At 38.9% G+C, this 22,732-nt stretch carries 24 protein-coding genes; all 24 read right to left on the bottom strand.

All coding sequences use genetic code 11. The annotated features are described in order from the left end of the window. Nucleotides 1-35: 35 nt before the first annotated feature. The 24 genes from AB4114_RS12765 to AB4114_RS12650 all read right to left on the bottom strand — a co-directional run bounded on the left by AB4114_RS12765 (nt 36) and on the right by AB4114_RS12650 (nt 22,677). Nucleotides 36-1,142, bottom strand: coding sequence for a polysaccharide pyruvyl transferase family protein (locus AB4114_RS12765; RefSeq protein ID WP_441988809.1), 1,107 nt, complete (start codon nt 1,140-1,142; stop codon nt 36-38). After that, nucleotides 1,139-2,134 (bottom strand): glycosyltransferase family 2 protein, encoded by a 996-nt coding sequence (locus tag AB4114_RS12760; RefSeq protein ID WP_441988808.1) that lies wholly within the window; start codon nt 2,132-2,134, stop codon nt 1,139-1,141. The genes AB4114_RS12765 and AB4114_RS12760 overlap by 4 nt, the downstream gene beginning before the upstream one ends. A gap of 15 nt (nt 2,135-2,149) precedes the next feature. Next, complete coding sequence (locus AB4114_RS12755; RefSeq protein ID WP_441988807.1) at nt 2,150-2,566, bottom strand: adenylyltransferase/cytidyltransferase family protein; 417 nt, start codon at nt 2,564-2,566, stop codon at nt 2,150-2,152. Next, on the bottom strand, nt 2,553-3,737 hold the full coding sequence (locus AB4114_RS12750; RefSeq protein ID WP_441988806.1) for a CDP-glycerol glycerophosphotransferase family protein: 1,185 nt from the start codon (nt 3,735-3,737) through the stop codon (nt 2,553-2,555). The genes AB4114_RS12755 and AB4114_RS12750 overlap by 14 nt, the downstream gene beginning before the upstream one ends. Before the next feature lie 18 nt (nt 3,738-3,755). Then, a complete protein-coding gene (locus tag AB4114_RS12745; RefSeq protein WP_441988805.1) occupies nt 3,756-4,784 on the bottom strand; it encodes a glycosyltransferase family 2 protein in 1,029 nt (342 codons plus the stop codon). A gap of 219 nt (nt 4,785-5,003) precedes the next feature. Next, nucleotides 5,004-6,818, bottom strand: coding sequence for an ABC transporter ATP-binding protein (locus tag AB4114_RS12740; RefSeq protein WP_441988804.1), 1,815 nt, complete (start codon nt 6,816-6,818; stop codon nt 5,004-5,006). An 11-nt stretch (nt 6,819-6,829) separates the two neighbouring features. Next, nucleotides 6,830-8,017, bottom strand: a complete 1,188-nt coding sequence (locus tag AB4114_RS12735; RefSeq protein WP_441988803.1) for a nucleotidyltransferase domain-containing protein — start codon at nt 8,015-8,017, stop codon at nt 6,830-6,832. A gap of 17 nt (nt 8,018-8,034) precedes the next feature. After that, on the bottom strand, nt 8,035-8,481 hold the full coding sequence (locus AB4114_RS12730; protein WP_441988802.1) for a lasso peptide biosynthesis B2 protein: 447 nt from the start codon (nt 8,479-8,481) through the stop codon (nt 8,035-8,037). Next, entirely contained in the window at nt 8,478-8,774 is a 297-nt protein-coding gene (locus AB4114_RS12725) for a lasso peptide biosynthesis PqqD family chaperone (protein ID WP_441988801.1), read from the bottom strand. The genes AB4114_RS12730 and AB4114_RS12725 overlap by 4 nt, the downstream gene beginning before the upstream one ends. 5 nt (nt 8,775-8,779) lie before the next feature. Next, entirely contained in the window at nt 8,780-9,706 is a 927-nt protein-coding gene (locus AB4114_RS12720) for an aldolase (protein WP_441988800.1), read from the bottom strand. A 101-nt stretch (nt 9,707-9,807) separates the two neighbouring features. After that, nucleotides 9,808-9,939, bottom strand: coding sequence for a paeninodin family lasso peptide (locus AB4114_RS12715; RefSeq protein WP_441988799.1), 132 nt, complete (start codon nt 9,937-9,939; stop codon nt 9,808-9,810). A gap of 14 nt (nt 9,940-9,953) precedes the next feature. Then, nucleotides 9,954-11,888: an asparagine synthase-related protein gene (locus AB4114_RS12710; RefSeq protein ID WP_441988798.1), complete on the bottom strand. Its 1,935-nt coding sequence runs from the start codon at nt 11,886-11,888 to the stop codon at nt 9,954-9,956. Between the two features lie 187 nt (nt 11,889-12,075). Further along, nucleotides 12,076-13,083, bottom strand: coding sequence for a nucleotidyltransferase family protein (locus AB4114_RS12705; protein WP_441988797.1), 1,008 nt, complete (start codon nt 13,081-13,083; stop codon nt 12,076-12,078). After that, entirely contained in the window at nt 13,052-14,842 is a 1,791-nt protein-coding gene (locus AB4114_RS12700) for an ABC transporter ATP-binding protein (RefSeq protein ID WP_441988796.1), read from the bottom strand. Before AB4114_RS12700 ends, AB4114_RS12705 begins: the two co-directional genes overlap by 32 nt. A 24-nt stretch (nt 14,843-14,866) precedes the next feature. Next, entirely contained in the window at nt 14,867-15,322 is a 456-nt protein-coding gene (locus tag AB4114_RS12695) for a signal peptidase I (RefSeq protein WP_441988795.1), read from the bottom strand. After that, nucleotides 15,309-15,578, bottom strand: a complete 270-nt coding sequence (locus AB4114_RS12690; RefSeq protein ID WP_171631034.1) for a PqqD family protein — start codon at nt 15,576-15,578, stop codon at nt 15,309-15,311. Before AB4114_RS12690 ends, AB4114_RS12695 begins: the two co-directional genes overlap by 14 nt. Then, nucleotides 15,578-16,363 (bottom strand): hypothetical protein, encoded by a 786-nt coding sequence (locus AB4114_RS12685; RefSeq protein WP_441988794.1) that lies wholly within the window; start codon nt 16,361-16,363, stop codon nt 15,578-15,580. The genes AB4114_RS12690 and AB4114_RS12685 overlap by 1 nt, the downstream gene beginning before the upstream one ends. An 84-nt stretch (nt 16,364-16,447) precedes the next feature. Further along, nucleotides 16,448-16,648 (bottom strand): hypothetical protein, encoded by a 201-nt coding sequence (locus AB4114_RS12680; protein ID WP_441988793.1) that lies wholly within the window; start codon nt 16,646-16,648, stop codon nt 16,448-16,450. Nucleotides 16,649-16,661: 13 nt separating this feature from the next. Beyond that, nucleotides 16,662-18,377, bottom strand: a complete 1,716-nt coding sequence (locus tag AB4114_RS12675) for a hypothetical protein (protein WP_441988792.1) — start codon at nt 18,375-18,377, stop codon at nt 16,662-16,664. A 21-nt stretch (nt 18,378-18,398) separates the two neighbouring features. After that, entirely contained in the window at nt 18,399-19,682 is a 1,284-nt protein-coding gene (locus AB4114_RS12670; protein WP_441988791.1) for an efflux RND transporter periplasmic adaptor subunit, read from the bottom strand. 46 nt (nt 19,683-19,728) lie between these two features. Further along, complete coding sequence (locus AB4114_RS12665; RefSeq protein WP_441988790.1) at nt 19,729-20,400, bottom strand: CpsD/CapB family tyrosine-protein kinase; 672 nt, start codon at nt 20,398-20,400, stop codon at nt 19,729-19,731. Further along, a complete protein-coding gene (locus AB4114_RS12660; protein ID WP_441988789.1) occupies nt 20,381-21,142 on the bottom strand; it encodes a YveK family protein in 762 nt (253 codons plus the stop codon). The genes AB4114_RS12665 and AB4114_RS12660 overlap by 20 nt, the downstream gene beginning before the upstream one ends. A 213-nt stretch (nt 21,143-21,355) precedes the next feature. Next, nucleotides 21,356-21,658 carry a helix-turn-helix domain-containing protein gene (locus tag AB4114_RS12655; RefSeq protein WP_441988788.1) on the bottom strand — a complete coding sequence of 101 codons (303 nt, stop codon included), beginning with the start codon at nt 21,656-21,658 and terminating at the stop codon, nt 21,356-21,358. Beyond that, entirely contained in the window at nt 21,655-22,677 is a 1,023-nt protein-coding gene (locus AB4114_RS12650; RefSeq protein ID WP_441988787.1) for an HD-GYP domain-containing protein, read from the bottom strand. The genes AB4114_RS12655 and AB4114_RS12650 overlap by 4 nt, the downstream gene beginning before the upstream one ends. Nucleotides 22,678-22,732 lie beyond the last annotated feature (55 nt).

Below are 22,732 nucleotides of genomic sequence, written 5' to 3'. Positions count from 1 at the left end.
ATGTCACCTCGCTTGTCGGTTAATTCTTACATCATTTACAAACAAAAAACTTTTAAATATTCGTCTAATTCTTCAAATTGCTTGTGAGCTTCATTCAGTATATTTCTATTTTTCAATTTATTATGTGATGCCTTAGTTATAACTTCATTTAAATCAAGATCGTATATATCTTTTATGCAGCAATAATTGTTTTCCATATTCATATCCTTAAGCATGTTGTATGTCTTATCACTGTAAATAAGAGGGAACACACTTTGATTAAATAAGAATGCTAATATTATTGAATGAAATCTAGTTCCTATAATTACTTCGCATGATTTAAATTCATTTAAAAACTCATTTATGTTTTCAATATAATTAACTATCACCAAATCATTATGGTTTTTGGTCTCTATACAACTTTTTATCAATTCATTTATTTTTAAATCACCCTCATTAAGACAGAAGGAAAATAATTTAACTTTGTATCCCTTTTCTAAATAAATACAAATAAGTTCAATCATTTTTTCATAATATTGTTGAGAGTATTTTTCTAAACCTTCTATATTGTCTACATCTAATAGAGAAAACCATACACTTTTTGCGATTTGTTCAGATTCTCCAACGTCTAATGTTAAAATAATATCAGGTGCCACCCGTATGTTATTAAGTTCCTTAAAAAGATTATAAGAATAATGATCCCAGAAACAAATATTATCGAACTCAGCAATCAATTGTCTGTACTTATCTATAAACAATTCATTATAAAATGGTCCAAAATTGGCACCTATTACATATGTCTTCTTATTTTTCTGTTTAAATTTGCTATTTAAATATTCCCTTTCTCTTAGTTTCATTTCCCACGCTGGGCTTTGCTTAAATATTGAACCACCAATATTCACCAAAGCATTGTATTTTTTGTAATCGAAAAAAAGGTCATTTATTTTGAAAAACAGATTATATTTATTTTCTTCTATATTTATATCTCTGTATGTATATAGAATATTTACATTTTTATAGTTGCTAAATATTTTTTTATAATTCCTATTTGCCGTTAATAAATCCCACTTCACATTAGGGTATCTATCAAATAATATTTTTAAAAACAAATCATCTCCAAAGTTCATAGCAAAATATGCAAGTACAAGAACTTTAGGTTTCATTTCAGCACCTCAATACGTTTTATGTATGCTTTTATTTTTTTTGTTTCTATTAAAAAACCGATATTGCAATTTAGCAATGTAATCAAATATTTATATTTTATGGACAAGGCATTATTTGTTAGTATTCCTCTAAAATATTTTCTAACTAGTAGCTGAATACTGCTTAAATACTTTTCCTGATCTTTTTTGTTCTCAACTTGATTTAATATATAATTTACATTATCCACGCACCCATATACGAAACAGGATAAAAACTCTCTAGATAGTTGGGGATACTTTTCATTCATGAAGGGTAATATTTCCCCCCAGCCAATAAAAGCATCTAACCTTTTATCGCTAAATTTTTTTGTTAGTATACTATTTTCCCGTTTAATATAAATATACCCAATATAATTTGTAAAGATTGCACGGTTACATTTAGCAAATAACTTATAGGTAGTAGATAAATCTTCATGAATACGGCCTTCTGGAAATGTTATATCAATAAAACAACTTTTTCTAAATAATTTATTACATAAAGAGAACCTATACAAAACCCCTTTAAACAACTCTCTCATTGCCTCCGTATTATTCATTTCTTTCTTTATAATCTCTTCTTCATTTCTATTTAATAGTTCACCATTGATTTCTCGGCCCAACATGCAAATAGATATGTCACTTTTCGATTGTACGCATAACTCATACAACTCTTTATACATGTTTACATCAATTCGATCATCACTGTCTACGAAACCTAGATAATCACCCTGAGCTAGTTTAATCCCAACATTCCTAGAAGAGCTGACTCCCCCATACTCTTTATGTACAACTTTTATTCGACTATTATGTTTTGCATACTCATCACAAATGTCTCCACTTTTATCCATTGATCCATCGTTAATAAGAATAATTTCTATATCCGTAAAAGTTTGTGCAAGTAAACTTTCTAGACACTGCTTAAGATACGACTCAACATTATATACAGGAACAATGATACTGATGGCCGGTTTCATATATTTATCGTTTCCTTATAAAATTATTTTTTGCTTCACCATCGTAGATGAAACGCCTTCGGTGTACGGGAAATATACGATTTCAACACCTACTTGATTAAACTGTTTCTCCAGTTCATTAAAGAGGGAGTTACCTTTCCAATCATCACCTACAAACATGACATCAAATTTCAAGTGTTCCCACGCTGAGAACTTATCGCGATTGGTCTGTTGTACAACTTTATCAACAAATTTAAGCGATTCTACGATTGCCATCCTCTCCTGCTGGGGAATTACGGGCCATTTGTTTTTATACTTCATCACTAGCTCATCAGTACTAACTCCCACAATCAAGTAATCACACTGCTCTCTTGCTTTCATTATGATATTAAGATGTCCAACATGAAACAAATCAAAAACACCGGTTGTATAGCCAATCTTATACGGCTTCATGGATAAACCTCCCTTTTCTATTACAAACCTCTTCTATACGTTTAAGCAGCCTTTCACATGCATTACCTTCTTCAAAGGATCCAATTTGTGCTAAAAACTCTTGTAAATTACTTTGATATGCTTCATCAGAAAATGTTTCGATTTTATGTAGTAAATCAGTGTTGTTAATAGTATTTATGAATGGAAGTTCTTTTAAATCAAAGTATAATTTTCTTTCATTTTTAATATAGTCATCGCTATCAGGCACGTATAGAAAACATGGACGTCTTGTGTTGGAGAAATCAAACATAAGGGAGGAGTAGTCTGTAATTAGAACATCAGAAATGTTCAATAGTTCTTGAATATCATCATAGTCAGTCACATTCTTCACCTGTATACCAAAAGGTAACTCACTAGATTTGGATATCAGATGGGGATGTAATTTCACTAAAAATATCCATTCCCCTCCAAACCGTTGGTTTAGTGATTTAAGTATTTCATCGTAATCTAAATTATATATTTCTAAGCTATGATCTTTTCTAAATGTAGGAGCATATAAGATTACCTTGGTTTGAATTGATATGTTAAGCCTCTTAAAAATATCATCTCGTAAACCAACACCTCTTCGGAAAAACATATCATTCCTAGGAGTACCATATTCAAAAATTTCCCCATTATACCAAAATGATCTCTGAAATATCTCTGTGCTGAGCTTACATCCGGATAATAATAGGTCACACTTTAAAGAATCCTTTATAGCCATTTCCACATAGTGTTCAGGCAAAACATCTTCCGCATCTTTTTCGATATGCTTTAACCGTAACGAGCTATGCCAGGTTTGGATATAATATTGATCTTTTCTTTTTACGAACAAATCTGTTGATCTATAATTTGTAATAATGACTTTCGATGTACATAAGTCATAGAAGTATCTTAAGGACATGATCCTTACTTTTCTAAATCCAATTAAATGCTGTTTCGACTTTATGTCATTAAAGGCCCATACCACATCGAACTTATCTTTAGGAAAGTTTGAAACAATGTATTCCGTTATATATTTAGGACTACATCCAAATTGACTCCCATAGTAGCTAAATAATAATATTTTATTTTTCCTTATCGGAAAAAGGTTGAAAAAATAAATAATAGCGAATGAAGTAAGTATTTTGAGCCTTGCAATAAGTTTGTACATATGCGTCTCCTTGCTTATCTAGAGATTTAATCTCTTCAGTCCTATCGGCCGCGGCAGTAATTTTAAGTTTCTTAATATCTTCTTCACCAATAAATAACTGACATAAAGGTAAGGATGTAGATTGAATAAAAACAATTCTCTCCTTAAATGTTGATCAGTTTGGACTGCCTTTTTTAATTGGCTATTAATTTCTTTAACATATAAACATATCTCTTTCCTATATAAACCACCTGTATCCTTTTTTCTGTTCACCAAGAGAAGAGAATAATGTATGAGACACATTTTCAGGATTGTTTTATAAGATTCATTCGTTAGTTCAGAGTAATACTTCTCAATAAAATGGTGTCTCTCTTTCGCCCCCCTAATTATGTCCAGATTTCTTGGTGTATAGGTAGCTACGATACTATCAGTGCGCTGGTAATAGTAGTACATCGGTTGATGCAAGATAACGTAGTTATGAACACGGTGCATAACTTGATGCGCCCAATAAACATCCTCAAACAGAACGCCTTTTTTAAAAGGAATATCTTTAACCAGATTGGTTTTATACAGCTTACCCCATGCAAAGTTTTTAACCTTTTCATTTATCACTAACTCAAACATAAGAAGTTTATTATCTAAAAGAATAGGATTACACGTACTTGAGTAATGACGATTATCTACTAGTAAATGGTCATCGAAAGCATAGTAAAAAGCGGTTTGCACAATATCTGCCTTATAATGAATACTTTTGTTAACCATTTCCTCAACCATCTCTTTTTCTAACCAATCATCGCTATCAACAAACAATGTATATTCCCCTGTAACATATTCAATACCGGCATTTCTGGCATCGGACAATCCTCCGTTCTCCTTATGGACAACTTGTATCCGGGGATCTGCCTTAGCATAGCATTCTGCCATTTCCCCACACCGATCTGGAGACCCATCATCTACCAATATGATCTGTAGGTTGGAATAAGATTGATTCATAATACTTTCTACACACCTGCTCAGGTACTTTTCAACTTTATAGATAGGAACTACAACACTCACTTTTGGTAACATTGTTTTATCCGCCTAACTCGTCGATTTATTAAGCTTAAAGCTCTTAACTATAGTGTTCTCGCAGAAAACCACATAGTTAAGAACTTTAATAAACATGGGGAATTAAACCTAAGCATTTCAATAATGTTCTCTATAAAGAACTTTGTAAGAAAAAAATATAAACTATTCTTTGTCTTTATTTTAGTTCTTTATAAAGAACAAGTCAATACATAATTGTTTTTATGCAGTCGCTGTCGCATCCCAAACTTGATTTCCTAATAAATCAGAAAATAATCCGCCTTCAACTTTTGCCAGCTGGTGAAACCCACCCCGTTGAATGATTTTCCCTTGATCCAGCACGATGACTTGATCCGCATTTCGAATGGTCGATAGTCGGTGGGCAATAACGATAATTGTAGTCTTTCCTTTTAGACGATCCAGTGCCGCTTGAATCCCAGCCTCATTCTCTGTATCAAGTGCACTCGTCGCTTCATCCAAAACAAGAATTGCCGGTTTTCTTAGTATTGCACGGGCTAGCACAAGCCGTTGTCTTTCGCCTCCTGAGAATCGGACTCCCCGATCGCCGATAACCGTATCGAGCCCTTGCGGTAATTTGGCAACGAACTCAGTTGCTGCCGCAAACTCCAGTGCTTCCCACATCTCTTCTTCAGATACGTCTGGGCTTATCATAAGCAGATTTTCCCTAATCGTTGTATGAAAGAGAAAGGGATCCTGTGACACATAGCTAATCGATCTTCTAAATGAGCGAATTTGATCATACTGGAGCGGTACTCCATCTATCCGTATTTGCCCTTTTTCTGGTTGTATGAGCCCCATAATAACATCAACAAGCGTACTTTTACCGGCACCTGAACGACCCACGATAGCTGTTGTTTGCAACGATTTAATCTGAAGATTAATATCCGTAAGCGCAAACGTCTCTTCGTCAGGCTGATATCGGAAATACAAATGCTGGCATTCAATGTGCTCATGCACAGCTATTGGCTGCACTTCTTGCTGGTTGGAATCAGGGGCGATATGGAACTCCTGGGCAATCCGCAACTCGTCCTGCAACTTAATGATTGATTGAAACGCGGGAATCGTAGAAGAGATATTTTCTAAATTGGACTGAATACCTGTGAAGCGTGGCCACAATCGAGAAAATATGACGATTATGAGAAGCAATTGCTCTACTTTGGTTTGAAATAAGGTAAAGGATAGATACATAAAAGCAGCAATCAACATTGCGGATGACACTTTATAGAATAGCTGAGAATCAGATCTTAACTTGACATAATTGATCTGCTCGCTCATTAATTTCTGAGTTTGGGAGCGAAACCAAGCTAGCCTGGATTCCTCCAGTGTATTGCTCTTAATATCTTTCATACCACCAAGTTGATCCGTAATGCCTGCCAGAAAGCTTTGGGACAATTGGGAGGTTTGACCACCTATTGATTTCGCCTTTTTAATAAATTTGCGTGAAAAGAAGGTAAGAATAATGCCAAATGTTAATACGAAAACCGTCATCGTCGGAGATAACCAGAAAGCTATGCCAATTTGAATCAACGTAAAAATAATAGACGCAATAAATTGAAGAATTAAGTTAGTTCCATACCCTACACGAGTTAATTCCGTTGTTAATGAATTAATTAAATCTGATCTTCGATGCTTCACAAAAAAAATCCAATTTGATTGCATCAATGCCGAATAGATCTCCAATCGTAAATGACAGAGAAAATTTTGTTGTATGAGGGTATCTCGCAAACTGAGAGATCGTTGAATCATATTCTGCCCTATGTTCAATAGGACGAACATGCCAAGAATAATGGGCAATCCTAGTGCCATGGGAAACTCTTGAAAAAAGGCCAAGAATCGCGAAATAGGAGAACCGCTTGTATTGACATCCATAAGGCCGGCTGCACTGATAATTGGAAGCAATAAGAATACCCCTGCTCCTTCTAATAGACTAATCAATACCATTCCCAGAATACTAAACATCAATTTATTGCCAGTAAATGCATACAGTCTTTTGGTAAAATGTAAGACGTACTCCATGTCTTTTCCCCCTATTGCCATGCGTGATTCCTTGTTTTCCTCCAAGCCCACAGTACAGGTCTTAGTGGGAAATACAGGAAATGTAGATTCCTTGGCAGTGGAAGTATTTCCACATCCATGGGATACGGATATAGGAAACTAATGATATAAAGAAGCTTCAACTGAAAGGACATTAACGAGAATAAGTAACATTTATGGTAGCTAGCAACATCAGCAGGTAAAGGCTCTTGATGAAGATGAATCATCTGTTTCAAATAAAACAGGGCGTCTTGCGCTAGTTCCCTCGGTCGCTTACMACTTGTTACCGTGTATAAATCCTTGCCTAGGGGAGTACCTAACAATTGCGAGGATAAGAGGAGTGCTTGACCGCCAACATGATTCATTTGATACTTTTTCAGTAAACAAGACACATTGCTCCAATCATGTTGAAGCCTCATAATGCGATCGACATCTACTAGCCAGCGAAATCTTGACCAGCCGTGACGAGCGCCATGTGAAGCAAGGAATAGGAAGAGATCGTCATAACCTAGCATAAATACGGGTTGGCTAGCCATTGTGCTTACTCTTCGCCTGTCCCACAATTCTTGAAAGGTTGGTTCATACGAAGGCCCAGGATTGAGTCTCCAGTGAACTTCAAGTTTTATCTTTTTGTGAAGATGGAAGTAGGTGACATGATGATGTCTCCACTGCCAATCATTCAACACCGTTGAGAAGTAGTCATCTTTCACGTAATCAAGTTGGATGAGGAGATCATGTGCCTTCTCTAACTGATCTAAAGAAATGAGCACATCCAAATCACTGCAAGTTCTCTTGGACAGATCTCCATAGAGATCCACCGCGAGCGCAGGTCCTTTGAGCAACAAAACTGGGATCTCATTCTTAGCTAGCAATTGGCATACTTGCTCCATCTCACCGCTTAAGTGAAGCATTTGAAATGTATTCTGTTGATATGCCCTGCGCAAAGCTTCAATAACATAAAATGGAATCGCAGTGCTATTCATTCTTTTCACTTGATTGTAGATATAGGGATATACGCGATGATGCCTTGATAATTCTAAGAAGATATCCCAATTTGTATCTTTCATCAATGGATGTTGGTCAGAAAGCGTTATTCCGTCGTTCTCACACTTCACGAGTTCGAGCAGCAGTTTCAACTCTTTCGATAAGTCGGTTAGATCTAACTTCACATCTGTATTCATTCCATGTCTCCCTTATCTCATTTACCGCTCATCTTTGCGAATTTCCCCACAACTGTAAACCGTTCCATGCCTTCCTTGCCTGTTACATAATAGTGTCCACTTCGCAGCCATGCATGAGCAATCATCTTCATAGATTCATCTTTAGCTGCCCCCAAGTATAGGGTGCTTTCAATTTGACGTCGATGGAGCATTTTCATACCTGCGATAGCCCTTACTAGACATTTACTTTCCCAGAACGTGTACTTACTCATTAGATCAATTGCACTGGCTATTTCCCTAAGGGTTATTCTATTTGTTTCCAATTTCATATTTGAAGTCTCCTGCATGGGAGTTCCCAAAGAAGGCGCTACTTTAGAGAACGGCAAAATTACAAGAATACGTGCCCACCCTAGGTAAATCAAGGCCTCAAACAGTAACAACTTTGTTTTAAAATCAAGAGAAATAAGTACTCTTACCTTATTCACAGATTTTCACCAACATAAATAAGCTTTTCATCCAATAAATGCCTCAAAAAAGATATTACATGCTCCTCACAAATGGTCTGTTCTACATCATACTCTGACAATAGCTTAGTTACTAATTCTATAGCAGAATTAGGGGTAGCGATTAACTCCCATATCCGACCACCTATTTTGCCTAGGTTATAATATCTACCATTCGCTATGTTCATTAATACTTTATCGCCGTCCATGTCACTAACAATGTTACCCTTCCCTTGAACAAATTGGTAATGTAATGGGATATTTAGAATAATCATTATAGTTATTCCCCTCTCTGTAAGGTTTTTAATATTAAGGATACCATGTGCGGAGCAGTAAATCCGGCAGTTGGTCGACGCAGTTGAAAGATATCAATGTTGTTCAATATTTTCACAGTAGTTTCAAAATGCCATTCCATTAGTTGTAGTCGTTCTAGTAGTGAACTTCGAAAAGTTTGACGAAATAAAGTACTTAACCGCGCTAGCCCTTCGATTGTCTGAATTTCAACCTTTTCACTTGCCATGTTACTTAGTTCAAACACGCCTGCAAGGGGTAACGGGTCTGTTAGAAACTGGTTAGAAACTGGAACTAGAAATTTAGTTTCTCTCTGAAATATAGGTTGATAGCTGCTTGTTTCCATCCCAAATTCCATTAGGCTTTCTTGCCAGAGTTTTTGTTGCGGATAGGAAGGCATCACCATAGGAACTTGAGCTTCAGAAAAAGTCACGGCTATTACATCATCACTTAGTAATTCATACCCCTTAGATATGAAAGCCGATGCAAGTGTAGATTTACCAGCTCCTGACGTACCTACGAAGGCATATGCCTTACCACCAATGGCAATTGCACTACCGTGGAGAGGGAGTATCTTCCTTTGCATTAAAAGCGCCCCCATGCAGGTGCCGAGAATAAATAGCCGTATTTGGGATTCATCTGCTCCTATCATGGGAGAAACATGAATGGTATCCCCGTTTTGTATAGCGAATATAGCTGTCTCGGGTACTTGAAACATAAATAAATTCTCTCTTACGACATAGATTTCACCCTGCATAATCGATTTGTTCCACAAATCAGTTAGGTCTGTTATTTGAATGAAAACGTTCACTTGCTCATCAGGGTTAACCGTCTTTATTAATTCAGGCATTTTGATCTCACTACTTATACTTAATCCAAATGCTTTATAAACGACTTTATTTATCGTTTGTATCATTATTTTCACTCCAAGTTTAGGTATGCTCCTTTTTTAATAAACGCCCTTATACCTGTCACTGTATAAGGGCAGTTGGTACTACCTAATTAATTATAAGTCGATTAGCTGAAATGAGTTATCTCATCCGGGTCAGGTTGAACAGCGTCAGGGGTTGCCTTCCCAGGCCCTGCCATTGTCATCTTAACATCAAGCACTTCTATTGTCGGAGTTTCCCATACTTTTTTAGTTTGCATTTAGTCACCCCCTCTCATGTGAAACTTTTAATAAAACGAGAAAATATTAAGCCTCGCATTAATATTCTAAAACCAAATTCGTATACATATTGAGGTTTAGCTGCTGACTTTATTGCAGCGAGTCCAGATTGCAATTCTTTCATATTCAAATATTCTGAAACCATAGGATTCTGGATAAGCTGTTCTAGCTCATGAATAAATGCATCCCACGATGGAGCCATCCGGTGAACACCATCTGCACCTTGAACACCTCGCGTTCGCTGGTTCAGTCTCACCTTGTCAGGTAAATAATCTTTGGTTGCTCTCCTGATTAATGATCTATCAACACCATTTTGAACGTATTGCTCTTCTGGTACAGATAAACAAAAACGAGCGACCCTTAAGTCATTAGTCGGGTCCCGTTCCCAGAGTGAGTAGCGTAAAGATAATTTCGTCCCAATCGTACCGTTCAAACTCCAATAGTAAAGTTGTTCAAACTGGTTTTTTCGGATTTCATACGCACTTTGATTGGAGTAATCCATCCTATCGAAACCATGCTCATGAATTTTTGCGTGAACATTAATCCTTTGTGCAAAATCCGGGTTTATTAGACTCGGAAATTCGGCCTCTTTAGGTGTTATCATTCTCCCTATAAATGGAAAAGCTTTCTTTCCTACCAACGAAAGGACTCGCTTCCTTCCAGTCCCCATATTCAAGCTATACTGTTTGGCTTCATGGTGAAGCTGAATCCATTTCATTTTTCTCATTAGAATAGCTTGATAATCAAGCGCTGGCCCCCAAGATACGGTCCAGTTGCCTCGCTGCCCGTTGAGCAAAACACCCACGCCTTCCTGGTGAGCCTTCTCGTAAATCCCTTTCAGCCAAAAAGAATTCTCAAAGAATTTGTAAGGCATCTCCATCGTATCGAGCCAATCGTCGATTTCAGATAATGGACTAAGCCCTTTAAAATCCAGATAGTTTTCTTTAATATTCCCCACATAGTCAACAGTTGATTGAATATACGGTTTTTCATTAGCAAATCTACCTTTATGTGTCCAATCCGTAAAATCATCAACTGGAACATAGCTGTACGTATGTAATTGTTTATTTTCATTTTTTAACGCTCTTGCAGCAAAGCTAGCAACTGACCCGGAATCTAGCCCCCCGCTTAGATGCGCGCCGACTTGTCGGTGTGTTCGTATCCTGGCTCTTACCGCTTGGCTAAAAACTTCACGAAATGCTTCTTCATATTCGTTATTTGACTTTAACTTCAATGTTTTTCCTTTAGTTAACGTACAGTACCTTGAAAAATGCACTCTTCCATTTGCTACAGTAATTGAATGAGAAGGTGGCAATTGCTCTATATTTTCATATACGGTAGAAAAGCAATCCAATGCATCTGTAGTCAAAGGAATAGCAAGAAACTCAGCAACCCATTGTTGGTTAAGTTTTTTCTCAACTCCTGGTAAAGAAAGCAGGGGTTCTATTATGGTACAAAAGATAAACCGATTCGAGGTTCGTTGAAAATACAACGTCCTACTCCCCGAGAAATCCCTAGCCCCAAACATTCGCTGCTTTCTCTCATCCCATATCATGAAAGCGAAATCCCCAATTAAATGCTTTGGACTCTCCTCGCCCCATTTATGGTACGCCAGCAAGATCAGCTCACTATCCGGCATCTTCGCTCTTCGTTCGCGTTCAATTTGTAATTTGTCAAATAACTCATCTCGGTTATCAATGATTGCATCCGCAGTGATGGCTAATTTTCTTGCAAAATCATAGTAGGGCAATCGCTCACCGACGGATTCTGGCGTTATCCATTGTGCATGGCAGCCGAGGAATACGTGATCTTGGTGCCATGTTTGAATGTCATCTGCTGGAAATTTCTCTAAATCGAACATCATGCGATATCCATTCTCGATTTGAATTGGCTCTTGATTGTAGTTGTATATTCCAGCAATGGCACTCATCAGTTCACCCTCTTCACTTAATGAATCATCTTTATTCAAAGTTCTTATTAAAGAACGTTCCTATGCAATTTAACTTTATATTTAGGAAATTTCATTTCATTAGTAAGATTCTCTTTCGATCACTTGCCGTTCTTTATCGAGAACAATATCAGAATATCACCTTCAATCTGCACTGTCAACTGCCTTTCTAAAACTTTTTTATTCTGCTAGAAAACCTTGAATTTCCCAAGTTATAGAAGGCATKGATCAGCGCAGCCCAGGTATGCGAAGCCGAATCAAAGTTAAAGAATTTGTTATGAATCTTATTCGCTAAAGCCACCCAATAACGGCTGCCAGACGTACTACTTGCCTTCTTATAAGAGACAGGCAGCTCTTTAATATCCCCTAGATGAGGGAAATGGCCGTACACGTTCACTAAGGTTCGGTGTATTCTTCTTAACGTTTGATGAGATGCAGCATCTTTAAAGAGCACTTCAAAGTTAATGTCATCAGGATGCCGATGGAGCATTTGCATAATGTCCATATAATATTTAGGCGAGTCCATGTAATGACTCCAACCGTGCAAGCAAATCATATAGAACGTATGATAGACGGAAAGTTCCTTCACATGCTGATACGATGCGAATGGCGTCGCATGCTCCCAGAATTCACTCATATTGATATTGGATGTTTGTTCCACAAGTACATTCCAATGAAGCTCAACGGTCATTGGAATCGGACTAGACGGCAATCGTTTGGAGAAACTCCAATGGAAATGAGATGGAGACCTCAGCTCCTCAATGTCGAATCCGAGAGATTTTAGACATCGAATCGCGGTATATAAATCGGACTTCTGGATTAATACATCAATATCCGAAGTCGCTCTAGCGCCAAAATGGCCGAAATACTTTTCAGCAAAACGAACACCTTTTAACGGAATGACGGAAATACGCGATGTCTCAAACTGTCGAAGGATTTGGTCAAGTTGATTTTTGATGAAAAAATTAAGACAACGCGTCTCATCAGAGAACTGCATTAAACGTTCCTGAAAAAAGGTAGGAACCTGGGACCATTTTCCCTGCTGATGGATTAAACCATACATTTGTGACCCTATGGAATATCGTTTGATTTCCTCGAGTGCCTTCTCATACAATATCGACTCCTCCGGAAGAGAAGCTTGGGGATCATACAACGCTTTGATTAAAGGCATCAGCATAGCCCCACTCCCCCCTCATTGATTCCATTCCATGTAAACGACGATATACCCCTTCCTTTTGCATAATCTCCTCATGTCGTCCCATTTGCACAATTTCCCCTTTGTCCATCACGATAATGTAATCTGCTTTGTGAATGGAAGCTAGGCGATGTGTAATAATGAGCGTGGTCCGATTATGCATTAGGCGATCCAATGCCGCTTTCACATGGTATTCCGTCTCACTATCTAGGGCTGACGTGCCCTCATCTAATAAAAGTATAGGTGCATCTTTCAAAATCGCTCTTGCGATCGCCAACCGTTGTCGTTGTCCACCCGAAAACTTCATCCCGTTTTCACCAATTTCTGTATCATAGCCCTGAGGCAGCGATGAAATATAGGCATGAATTCCCGCCATTTTAGTCGCTTCGATCATTTGCCTATCGGTAATATCAGGCCGCGCAACTAGCAAATTATCTCTTATAGTACCACTGAACAGCATCGTTTCCTGAGAAACATGAGCGAACAGACTTCTTCGCTCAGAAAGCGACAGGCATGAAATTTGGCGTCCATTAATTGAAATCTCACCCGCCTGCGGTTTATAGAAACCCTGGAGCAAATTGAACAAAGTGGTCTTCCCAGCTCCGCTTAAACCTACTATGGCAACGATTTTCCCAGCTGGAATGTGTAAATTCAGATGTTCAAATAAAGTGGCTTGCCCCTCATACTGGAACGTAATATCGTGGAAGGCAATGGAGGACACAAAGGGTTCAACTTTCATCGCTGCTGGGAAATCATCTGATTCCGCTTTGATCTCCAATACTTTAAATATTCGCTCCATTGCAGACATCGATTTCTGCAAGCCAGCCCATTGTCCGGCGAACTCGGTTAATGGATACACCAAATGATTGACGAGGTTGATAAAAGTTAGTAAAGCTCCTACAGATAACAGACCCATGGAGATATAATAGGAACCCAAACATAAGCTGACTAGAAATGTTATTGAAGCGGCAGCTTGACTCCCCACATAAAACCATCCACGCAGCCTGGCATTGTTCAGTTCCAACGCATAGAGCTTCTTATTTTTAATTGCATATTTCGTAAATACGGCTTTCTCCATAAGAAAGGAGCGAATAACGAAAAAGCCTTGAAATGTTTCATTTAACAGCACATTGAATTGAACAACTAAATTCTGAATTCGCCGATTATTATTTCGCAGTAATATGCCAAAGATAACCCCAGAAACCATGGCCACTGGTGCTACACATGCACATATAAGCGCTAGTTTCCAATTGATGTGCAGTAAATAAATGAGAACAGCACCATAAATAAAAGGTAACTTAATCAAATTTATTAGGCTGCTGCCAATAATGCCATCTAAGTTATGAATATCATTCGTGAAATGAGCTAATAAATCGCCAGAATGAATACGATCTACTTGTTTGCCTGGTAATTGTAAAATGTGTTTGAATAGGTGCTCGGAGAAGTCCCTTTTAACGGCATTGGTGGCAATCGTCTCCCAAAGGGTATTCAGATAAGTGGAGGTAATACTAAGTAGAACAAGTGCGATACCAAGAGGTACTAACCATTTCATCCGTGAGATGTTACTATGAATTGCTGCATCTGTGATCGAACCAAAAAACCATGAGAATCCAATAGTTAGCATAATTTCAACGAAGAGTAAGAGGAGGAGACCTATGTAAGATCTGCGATGTTTCCTGATGTAGGGCTTCAAAACGTTATACGTTCTGCGGGTTTCTTTCATTTTCAATAAACCGTTCATTTCATCGACACTCCATTACTCATTCTACGATTTCGCCAGTTTGCTTCGAACCAAATAGAATTGAACTAATCGCGATAACTGAGGGAGTGTAAGTATAGCCCAGCCCCATGTACTTGAAGCTAGATTCGTAATTTGAATAAGCCGGCCATTGCGGTTTTTCCAAATCATTCTTCCGATGATCTGATCCTGTCCAATCCATTCGTCATACGTTACATTCGTATCACCTTTGCACAGATATTGTGGTTGTTGATTGTTCATCACGATACGGGACAACCGATGGGCGATCAAATGACCGTCTCGGGCGCGAAATAAGAGAATATCTCCTTTTTTCATATGTGATGCTTCTATGCGCACAAATCTACAAATATCCCCCTTCTTAATAAAAGGATACATGCTCATACCTTGCGCAGGCAGATCAATCCAACCTCGTTTCTCCATGGTTTGTGCAATGACCTGATCGATGTCCTTATGATCCAGCAAGCTGAACAAGACCCCGATTCATCATATCATGCAAAAATACTTCGACATCTGTTTCAACATCGCTATGAACCGACTGAAATTCATTGCGTACCGCATCAGCAATTGTATCTATAGACTGTGCCGTGCCGAGAAGAGACCAGCAAAATCCACCCACACCATTCAGCTTCGTTAACGTATACTCATCCGTATTGAGAATAATCCATTCCATATCCAGCTCAATAGACTCATAATTATTCATTCGTACATATTGCGTCATTACGAGATCAACTCCCAAAAAGTATCATTTTTCTGAAAATGCAATTCGCAAATCGTGACTGCTTTGGCTAAATCCAGTAACAAATGCAGGATATTAACCGTTTCTTCCAAGCTATGTGACCAATAAAATACTTTATTAACAAGTTGTAGAAAACCATCTGACTTGCTAAGTGTGACCATATGATTAGAGGAAGCTTGATTCAATAAATAAATACCTGCTAGTGAACTCTTTTCCATACTGCCTGATCGAGATAATTCACTTCGAAAAGGTGAATCAAACACCGTTATGGTATCTGGTGTAATTTTGACAATCGTAGCTTCATCGGAGAGAAGCTCACGAGGATTAGACAATTTCGCTGCGGTTGATTTGCCAGCGCCAGAGTGACCAGCGAACAAATAAGCCTTATCCTTCTCGATCACGCAAGACGAATGAATGAGTAGTCCCCACTGCGTATGCACGAGAAATGAGCTGTAAAGATTCATGAACGCATGCTTTAATGCTAATTCATTGTGCACAGAGATCGATGCTTCACGATAATCACTATCAACCACGATGAGGTAATCAGACCTTCGATAGACAATTTGATTGTTCTCTTCCTGTTTGATGGATACCTCATAATTTACAAACGGAACACCATATCCTTCATGAAGCCTAACCCTTAGATGAGGGGTAGACGGTGACGCGGGTATAATTGTGAAATTTCTCCGGATCCAATCTATGATCTTCTTCGACTGACTCTGCACTTGAATACAATGCTCACCAATTATCGTATATATGTGTTCCATGCTTCTACCCCTCGAGACTTCATTAATAGGGGAGGCCAACTTGCTCCATACAGCATCTCATTGACCTCCACAGAATAGCTTTTTCTAGTGCTTTCCATTGCCCTTTCCATTATGCGGCCCTGTGTAGGGAGGATTCGGATAGTTAATGCCACCATTACCGTTCCCTGGATGATTTAGATTACCATGACCCTTATTCCAACTCTGGGCTGTTTCAAACCTGACTGGTTGCTGGCTTAACACCATGGGTGGAGAATACACTTTTTGTTTCAGATCCTCATTTTCCATCTTTTCTTCTCTCCTATTCTTTCAACGTTTGAACTAGTTTTCTTACTTCTCCGAATGGGGTATCTATCACCTCATAGAGACGAAGGGTTAACGTAGCTTCTAAAGTATCTGCATCGAAGGTCAGGATTTCTGTACCCGTCACCAGCTTTTTCTCGCCCACGAACGAATATACTTTCGATGTCATAATTCGGTTTGAGGCATCCGCTACCTCTAATCTCAGCTTGGAAAAGCTCTGATCCACGACAATCTCATCCTGCAGTTTAATATCAAAGGCCACACCTAACTTATAGGAATAATTAGGTCCGTTTCCTACATTGAAGCTTCTTTGCAATGACGTGTCATTTATTTTAACCTGAAATGGATAGAAAGCTAGGGTGCTGTCTGTTGTATCCATAACTTTCGTCTTGAACGCAGCGATGGTGAAGTTATAGGGCTCAACCTTTTTGCCATCAAGAATCTCCATCGTTAGACGCTCACCTGTCTCTGAGTTTGGCACAATGTACGTATAGTAGATAACGTAGCTAATATTGGGGATCAGCAAATCTACCTTCGTATCCTGCCTAGTACCTGAGAACTTTTTACCATTAGCAATTGTCAGCACCGTCTGGAAGGAAGGAACTGGGACGGAATCGCCACTTTTATTCAGTAATTTAAACTTGGCAACCACGGCTTTGAAACCGCCGCCTGCGCTCTCGCTCATATTCAGGTCAACCATGGATACCTCAATATCCGATCGAATCAATTGACTGATGGGATCGAACTGAATCGGCTTATTCAACTCATAAGACCCTAATGGATTCAGTAATCGAGTTGAATTGGTTGCACCTACTAAATTGATCATCAATCTACCGATGGTGTAAGAGGTATGCGTTTTATCATCTGCTACAAAATCCTCCGGCGTTAGCACTGTTAAGTTTTTCAACTCCGCTCGGCTCTTAACCGGTATGGCGTAGTGCACATAATTCTTCTCACCAGGATCTAGTATCAGCTCATCTTGCTCTAGTCTTTCACCAATAAATACTTTATTCCCTGACTTCCCATTTATTCGAAAATCAGGCACAGTGATGGGCTTGTCTCCAATGTTGGTTGCAAGGAATCCGACGACTGTTTTGATCCCATTGGCCGTATTCTGTTCATTCAAACTCACAGGTTGATATTGAATTTTGTCCGTAAGCATAGGGATGGTGAATGTATCCTGCCACTGCTTGATTTGAGCTGGGTCTGAAAGGTTTGCTTTATCCCCTTTCCACTCCAGATCCGCGATAGGCAGAGAGATAATTCGCTTTTCCACCTTCGGATAGACGAATTCATCCACATCCGACCATGATAGCTCATCTAAGGCAAATACATCATATCGATCTACGACATTGAAATAGCTGAGCTCGATGGTTTCCTTCGGCTGAATATTTCTCGCATTTGCTTGACTAGGACGCATAATGTATTCCAAACCCTCGTTCGTTTTGACACGAACTTCATACTCAGGGACACCGACTAAGCGCTCACCAGCGTTATAGTAACGAACAACAGCGCCGATTCTGGTTCCCTCTGAAGTAGGTTCATTTAATACGCTTTTAACATCAACTTGTAGAGATTCCGTCAGTTGGTAACGACTAAGTGTGTAGGATTGTGAATACTTCTCATCAGCAGCAACATGGAAGGATGCCGATGGAATGACCAGAGAAACGGCTAGGATGAACATTATCGTTGTTTTTTTCCAATGTATTTTCAAATAAAGTCACTCCATTTTTATTTATTGCTCTTCAACTGCCGCTACTTGAACTTTCGCTTTATCCGTTAAAGCGCTAGGATTGGATTTCACAACCATCTCGCCTTCCTTAAGACCAGAAAGCACCTCTTGCTTAGGTTCGTTTAATCTGCCCAGTTGAATGTTACGTTTCTCTACGGTATCACCCGAGACTACATATACATAAGCACTATCGCCTTCTCTAACAATGCTATAGGTCGGTACGGTCAACACGATGAGATCCTTTTCCTCCGACAGTTGCAGTTTCAACTTTGTACCTGGCTTTAAGCTAAGATCCTTGTTTGGTACTTCAAGATTAATTTCATATGCTTTCGTTTCAGGGTCCATGACTTTGGAGAGGTAGCTAATAGCCCCTTGATACTTGGTTTTGTTGTTAGGAAGTAAGTACGACATTTCCTTCTTCCCACTGGCTAGCTTCATCTCTTCATCGGATAGCTGAGACTTAATTTTGATAGGATCCAACCTTTGAATCATGGCAATCTGGGCTCCTGCCTGAATACCCATTCCAGCTTCAAATGGCATCTCCGTCATAAGACCGCTGACGGTAGCCTTTACTTCAAGATTCTGGATCGATTGCTCAACCTGCTGCAAGGTAAGCTTAGCTGCTTTTAGTTGCGAATCCATTTCCGATGTCATATCAATGGGGTCAAATGTTTGTAATTTAACCTTCATTTGATCTAGATCCATCCGAGCATTCATCATCTGTGTTTCCATTTGGTACAGCTGAGCTTTGGTTGCGAGTCCAATATCAAAGTCATTCTTCATTTTATTGTAGCTGCGGACAAGCGAGGTCATCCCCAGTTCCATTTTTTGAATGCTATTACTTAATTCAGATTTCTGATTTTCTGTTTCCTTCTTTCCTCTTACTCTCGCTTTTTCAATCGCGTCCTGCAGCGATTGAACGGTTGCAGCAGCTGCTTCCCGCCCTGCAAGAGTTTCACTGGATTTTAACTTCAGAATGACATCGCCCTCTTGAACCATATCGCCGCGCTTCTTCATAATTTGCTCAATTTCACCGGTTGCTTTAGACATTATTTTAAATTGAGCAGAAAATTGTACTTCTGCGACGCGCTCTGGCGAGTCTCCAATTTTTTGTGGAATCACTTTGAACACTCTAACCGGTTGTTGCGATTGATCAGTGTAGACTGAATTTGCGTCTGTATTCACAATCGCGGTGTCCGAACATCCCGCCAAAATTCCAATACTGAGTGTTAAAATAGAAGCAATTCTTACAGTTCGCGACTGTGGCTTTCTTCTTTTTTGTCTCATTCGCTATAAACTCTCTCCCCTTACTTTATTTTTTCAAAAGAATTGATTAGAGATAAGCATCTGCCTGATGGTCTTTCACTTCATTAAGTACAACGCCAATCAACTTCATATTCGTTAACATGAGCTCTTCTTTCACTTTCTTCGCAATGTCACGTTTGAGTTTGCCATGTTCAACAATAAGCAGGACACCATCACTCTTGGATCCCATAATTTTGGCATCCGTAATTGTCAGTAACGAGGAGGAGTCAATAATGACAATATCGTAGTTCTCTTTCAGCGTTGCGAGTAGGGTATCCATTAACTTAGAGGCTATCAATCCCGAAGGATTCTGCGTCCTCGATCCCGACGGGATTAATTCGAGATTCTCTACGATCGTCTCTCGTACGATTTCATTAATGGAAATTTGCCCTTCCAGATAGTTCGTTAACCCATGACTAGGCTCAACGCCAAATACCGAGTGAATCGATGGATTTCGTAAATCCGCATCAAGCAGCATGACCTTACTTCCAATCTGAGCATAGGCGACAGCTAATTGAACCGCAGTTGTTGTCTTGCCTTCACCCMGACTTGCTGAAGTGATCGTAATGGTCTTGGCCTCACGACCGAATACGGAGCATTCAATATTAAATCTCAATGAACGATATGCTTCTGAGGTCGTGGAGTTATGTATAATTTGCTTCAAGGCGACTGATGTCGAATTAGTAGATAGTTTTCGCATATGGAATATCCTCATCATTTTTACTTTTATTTTTTCGCTGTTTCAATTTCAACTTTCCGTACTTAGCTTTCGGTATGTGAACCAAGGTTGAAAGTTCGAATACTTCTCGGATATCTGCGTCTGTTTTCAACGTATCATCTAACGCATCCAACAGCAGAATGATACCAATTGTAGCAGCCAAGGAAGCAAAAAAGCTTAAGATAATGTATTGATTCGACTTTTGATTCACTGGGGTAGGATTGTCCTGAACTTTGGCTCGATTCAGAATCGTAATATTATCAACCTTCATGATATGAGGGATTTCTGTTTGAAACACATCGGAGACAGCGTTTGCGATACCAACAGCTCTTTCATGTGAGAAATGTCTAACTACAATCGACATAACTTGCGTATCATTTAAATTGGTCACGTTGACGATGGAAATTAATTGATCTGTCGATACTCGTAAATCAGGGTAACGTTGGACGACTTTGTCCATAATAGCTGGTGTTTTAATGATTTCTTTGTAGGTATTGATCAGTGCCATATTCACACCGATCGCACCATAATCGATCTGCTCCGTTCCCAGTTGATCTTGCTCAAATGTTTTATTCACGATTAATTTCGTTGATGCCTGATAGATCGGAACATAATTCGAAGTTGTATACATACTTGTGAGGAAGGTACAAATAAAAACGACAATAACGATAAGCCACCATCGCTTCTTTATAACCATCAGATATTCCTTAAAATTAATTTCCATGATTCCCCTCCAATAGAAGACTATTTCGATTTGCTATGATACTATTTGTATCTTAATAGTTACTCTTACTTTAAGATACTTTTCGTATCATGTCAACACAATATTATCGTTTTATAGTTCCAAATCGTATCATATTTAAACGAGCTGTAGAATGCAAAAAGCAGCACTTTCCCCCTAGAGGATAGGCTGCTTTTACAAGGTAAAACTCCCAAATTATCTCATTCCCATCGATGCTACGCGGACGGATTCACCCGCGCCTAATCTTGAAACTAGCAGAGCTTGCTGCAACAGTAAGGCTAGCAGCTTCCGCATGGAGCCAATACCGATTTTACCCATAATATTGGCAAGGTGAATTTTCACTGTTTTCTCACTAATACAGCAATTATCAGCAATTTCTTTGTTGGTATATCCATATGTAGCAAGTAAAGAAAGGATTTCGGTTTCACGTTGAGTTAGACCATAGTTGGAATAAAATTGAAGTAAAACGTCTGACTTTTCTGAGATCATTGGCTTCATATGACAACTTCCTTTATATGAATGTGTCTTTCTCGACTGAGATCAAGAAAGGTATTTTCGATTTTCACGAGCGGTTTCGTATCATCCGTTGGATTAATATAGACGACTTCGCCCCAACGGCCATCTGTGAGGAGCACTTGCCTGCCGACGAGATTGCAGATGATATTTTGCAAAAATACGGAAACAATATGCGGATCTAATTCGCCAAAGAAACCTTTCCTTAAGCGGCTGACGACCTCGTGAAAAGGCATCATTTCATGATAGGGCCTCTTCGATGACATCGCATGGAACACATCTGCAACAGCTACAATACGGCTCATTTTATCCAATTGACTATCTTGCAGCTGCAAGGGATATCCCGTCCCATCTGCTCGCTCATGATGCTGCAGGGCAACCAGAGCTACACGATAGTTAATGCCTACCGTTTCACGCAGCATATTATAGCCTAGAATGGTGTGTTTTTTAATTTCTTCATATTCTTCTGTCGTTAATTTGCCTGGCTTCATTAGAATTTCTTGTGAAATTTTGATTTTACCCACATCATGCATGGTCGCTGCTAAAGATAATAGCGCCACTTCTGTATCTGCGAGCTCCATCCATTTGCCAATGAGTGTCGAAAGAATGCCCACGCCAATATTGTGTTGATGGGTGTATTCATCCTTCGCTTTGACGGCTTGAAATAATTGAAAGAGATCCGGATTATCTGCCGCTTGCTGGACGATAGGAATTAATTCTGACTTAATCTCAAGCAGTGGTATTTTCTTTTGCGTCTGAATACGTTCGAATAAGTCTTTGGCATATTCTGTCGCTTTTTGAACAAGACGGTTAGTGTCATGAGCAGGTGTAGTTTGCGTCTGGCCATCAGGCATATTCGTGGTTACGATGTCCATCGTATCAATGCGATGCTGCTTAAATAAGTCCAAATGCTCTTGATTGAGAACGGTATGGATAGGAACTAAGACTAGCCCATAACTTGTTGTCACATCATATCTTAATCTTTTACCCAGTAGGTCTCTCAAGATATCCCGCTCCATTAATTTCAAAATCATACCAATTTCTATTATATACGACATG

Origin of the sequence: Paenibacillus sp. 2RAB27 (genome assembly GCF_052115445.1) — a bacterium.
GTDB lineage: Bacteria > Bacillota > Bacilli > Paenibacillales > NBRC-103111 > Paenibacillus_E.
The sequence above is the reverse complement of the archived record's forward strand: the minus strand, read 5'-3'. Positions and strand labels throughout refer to the sequence as shown.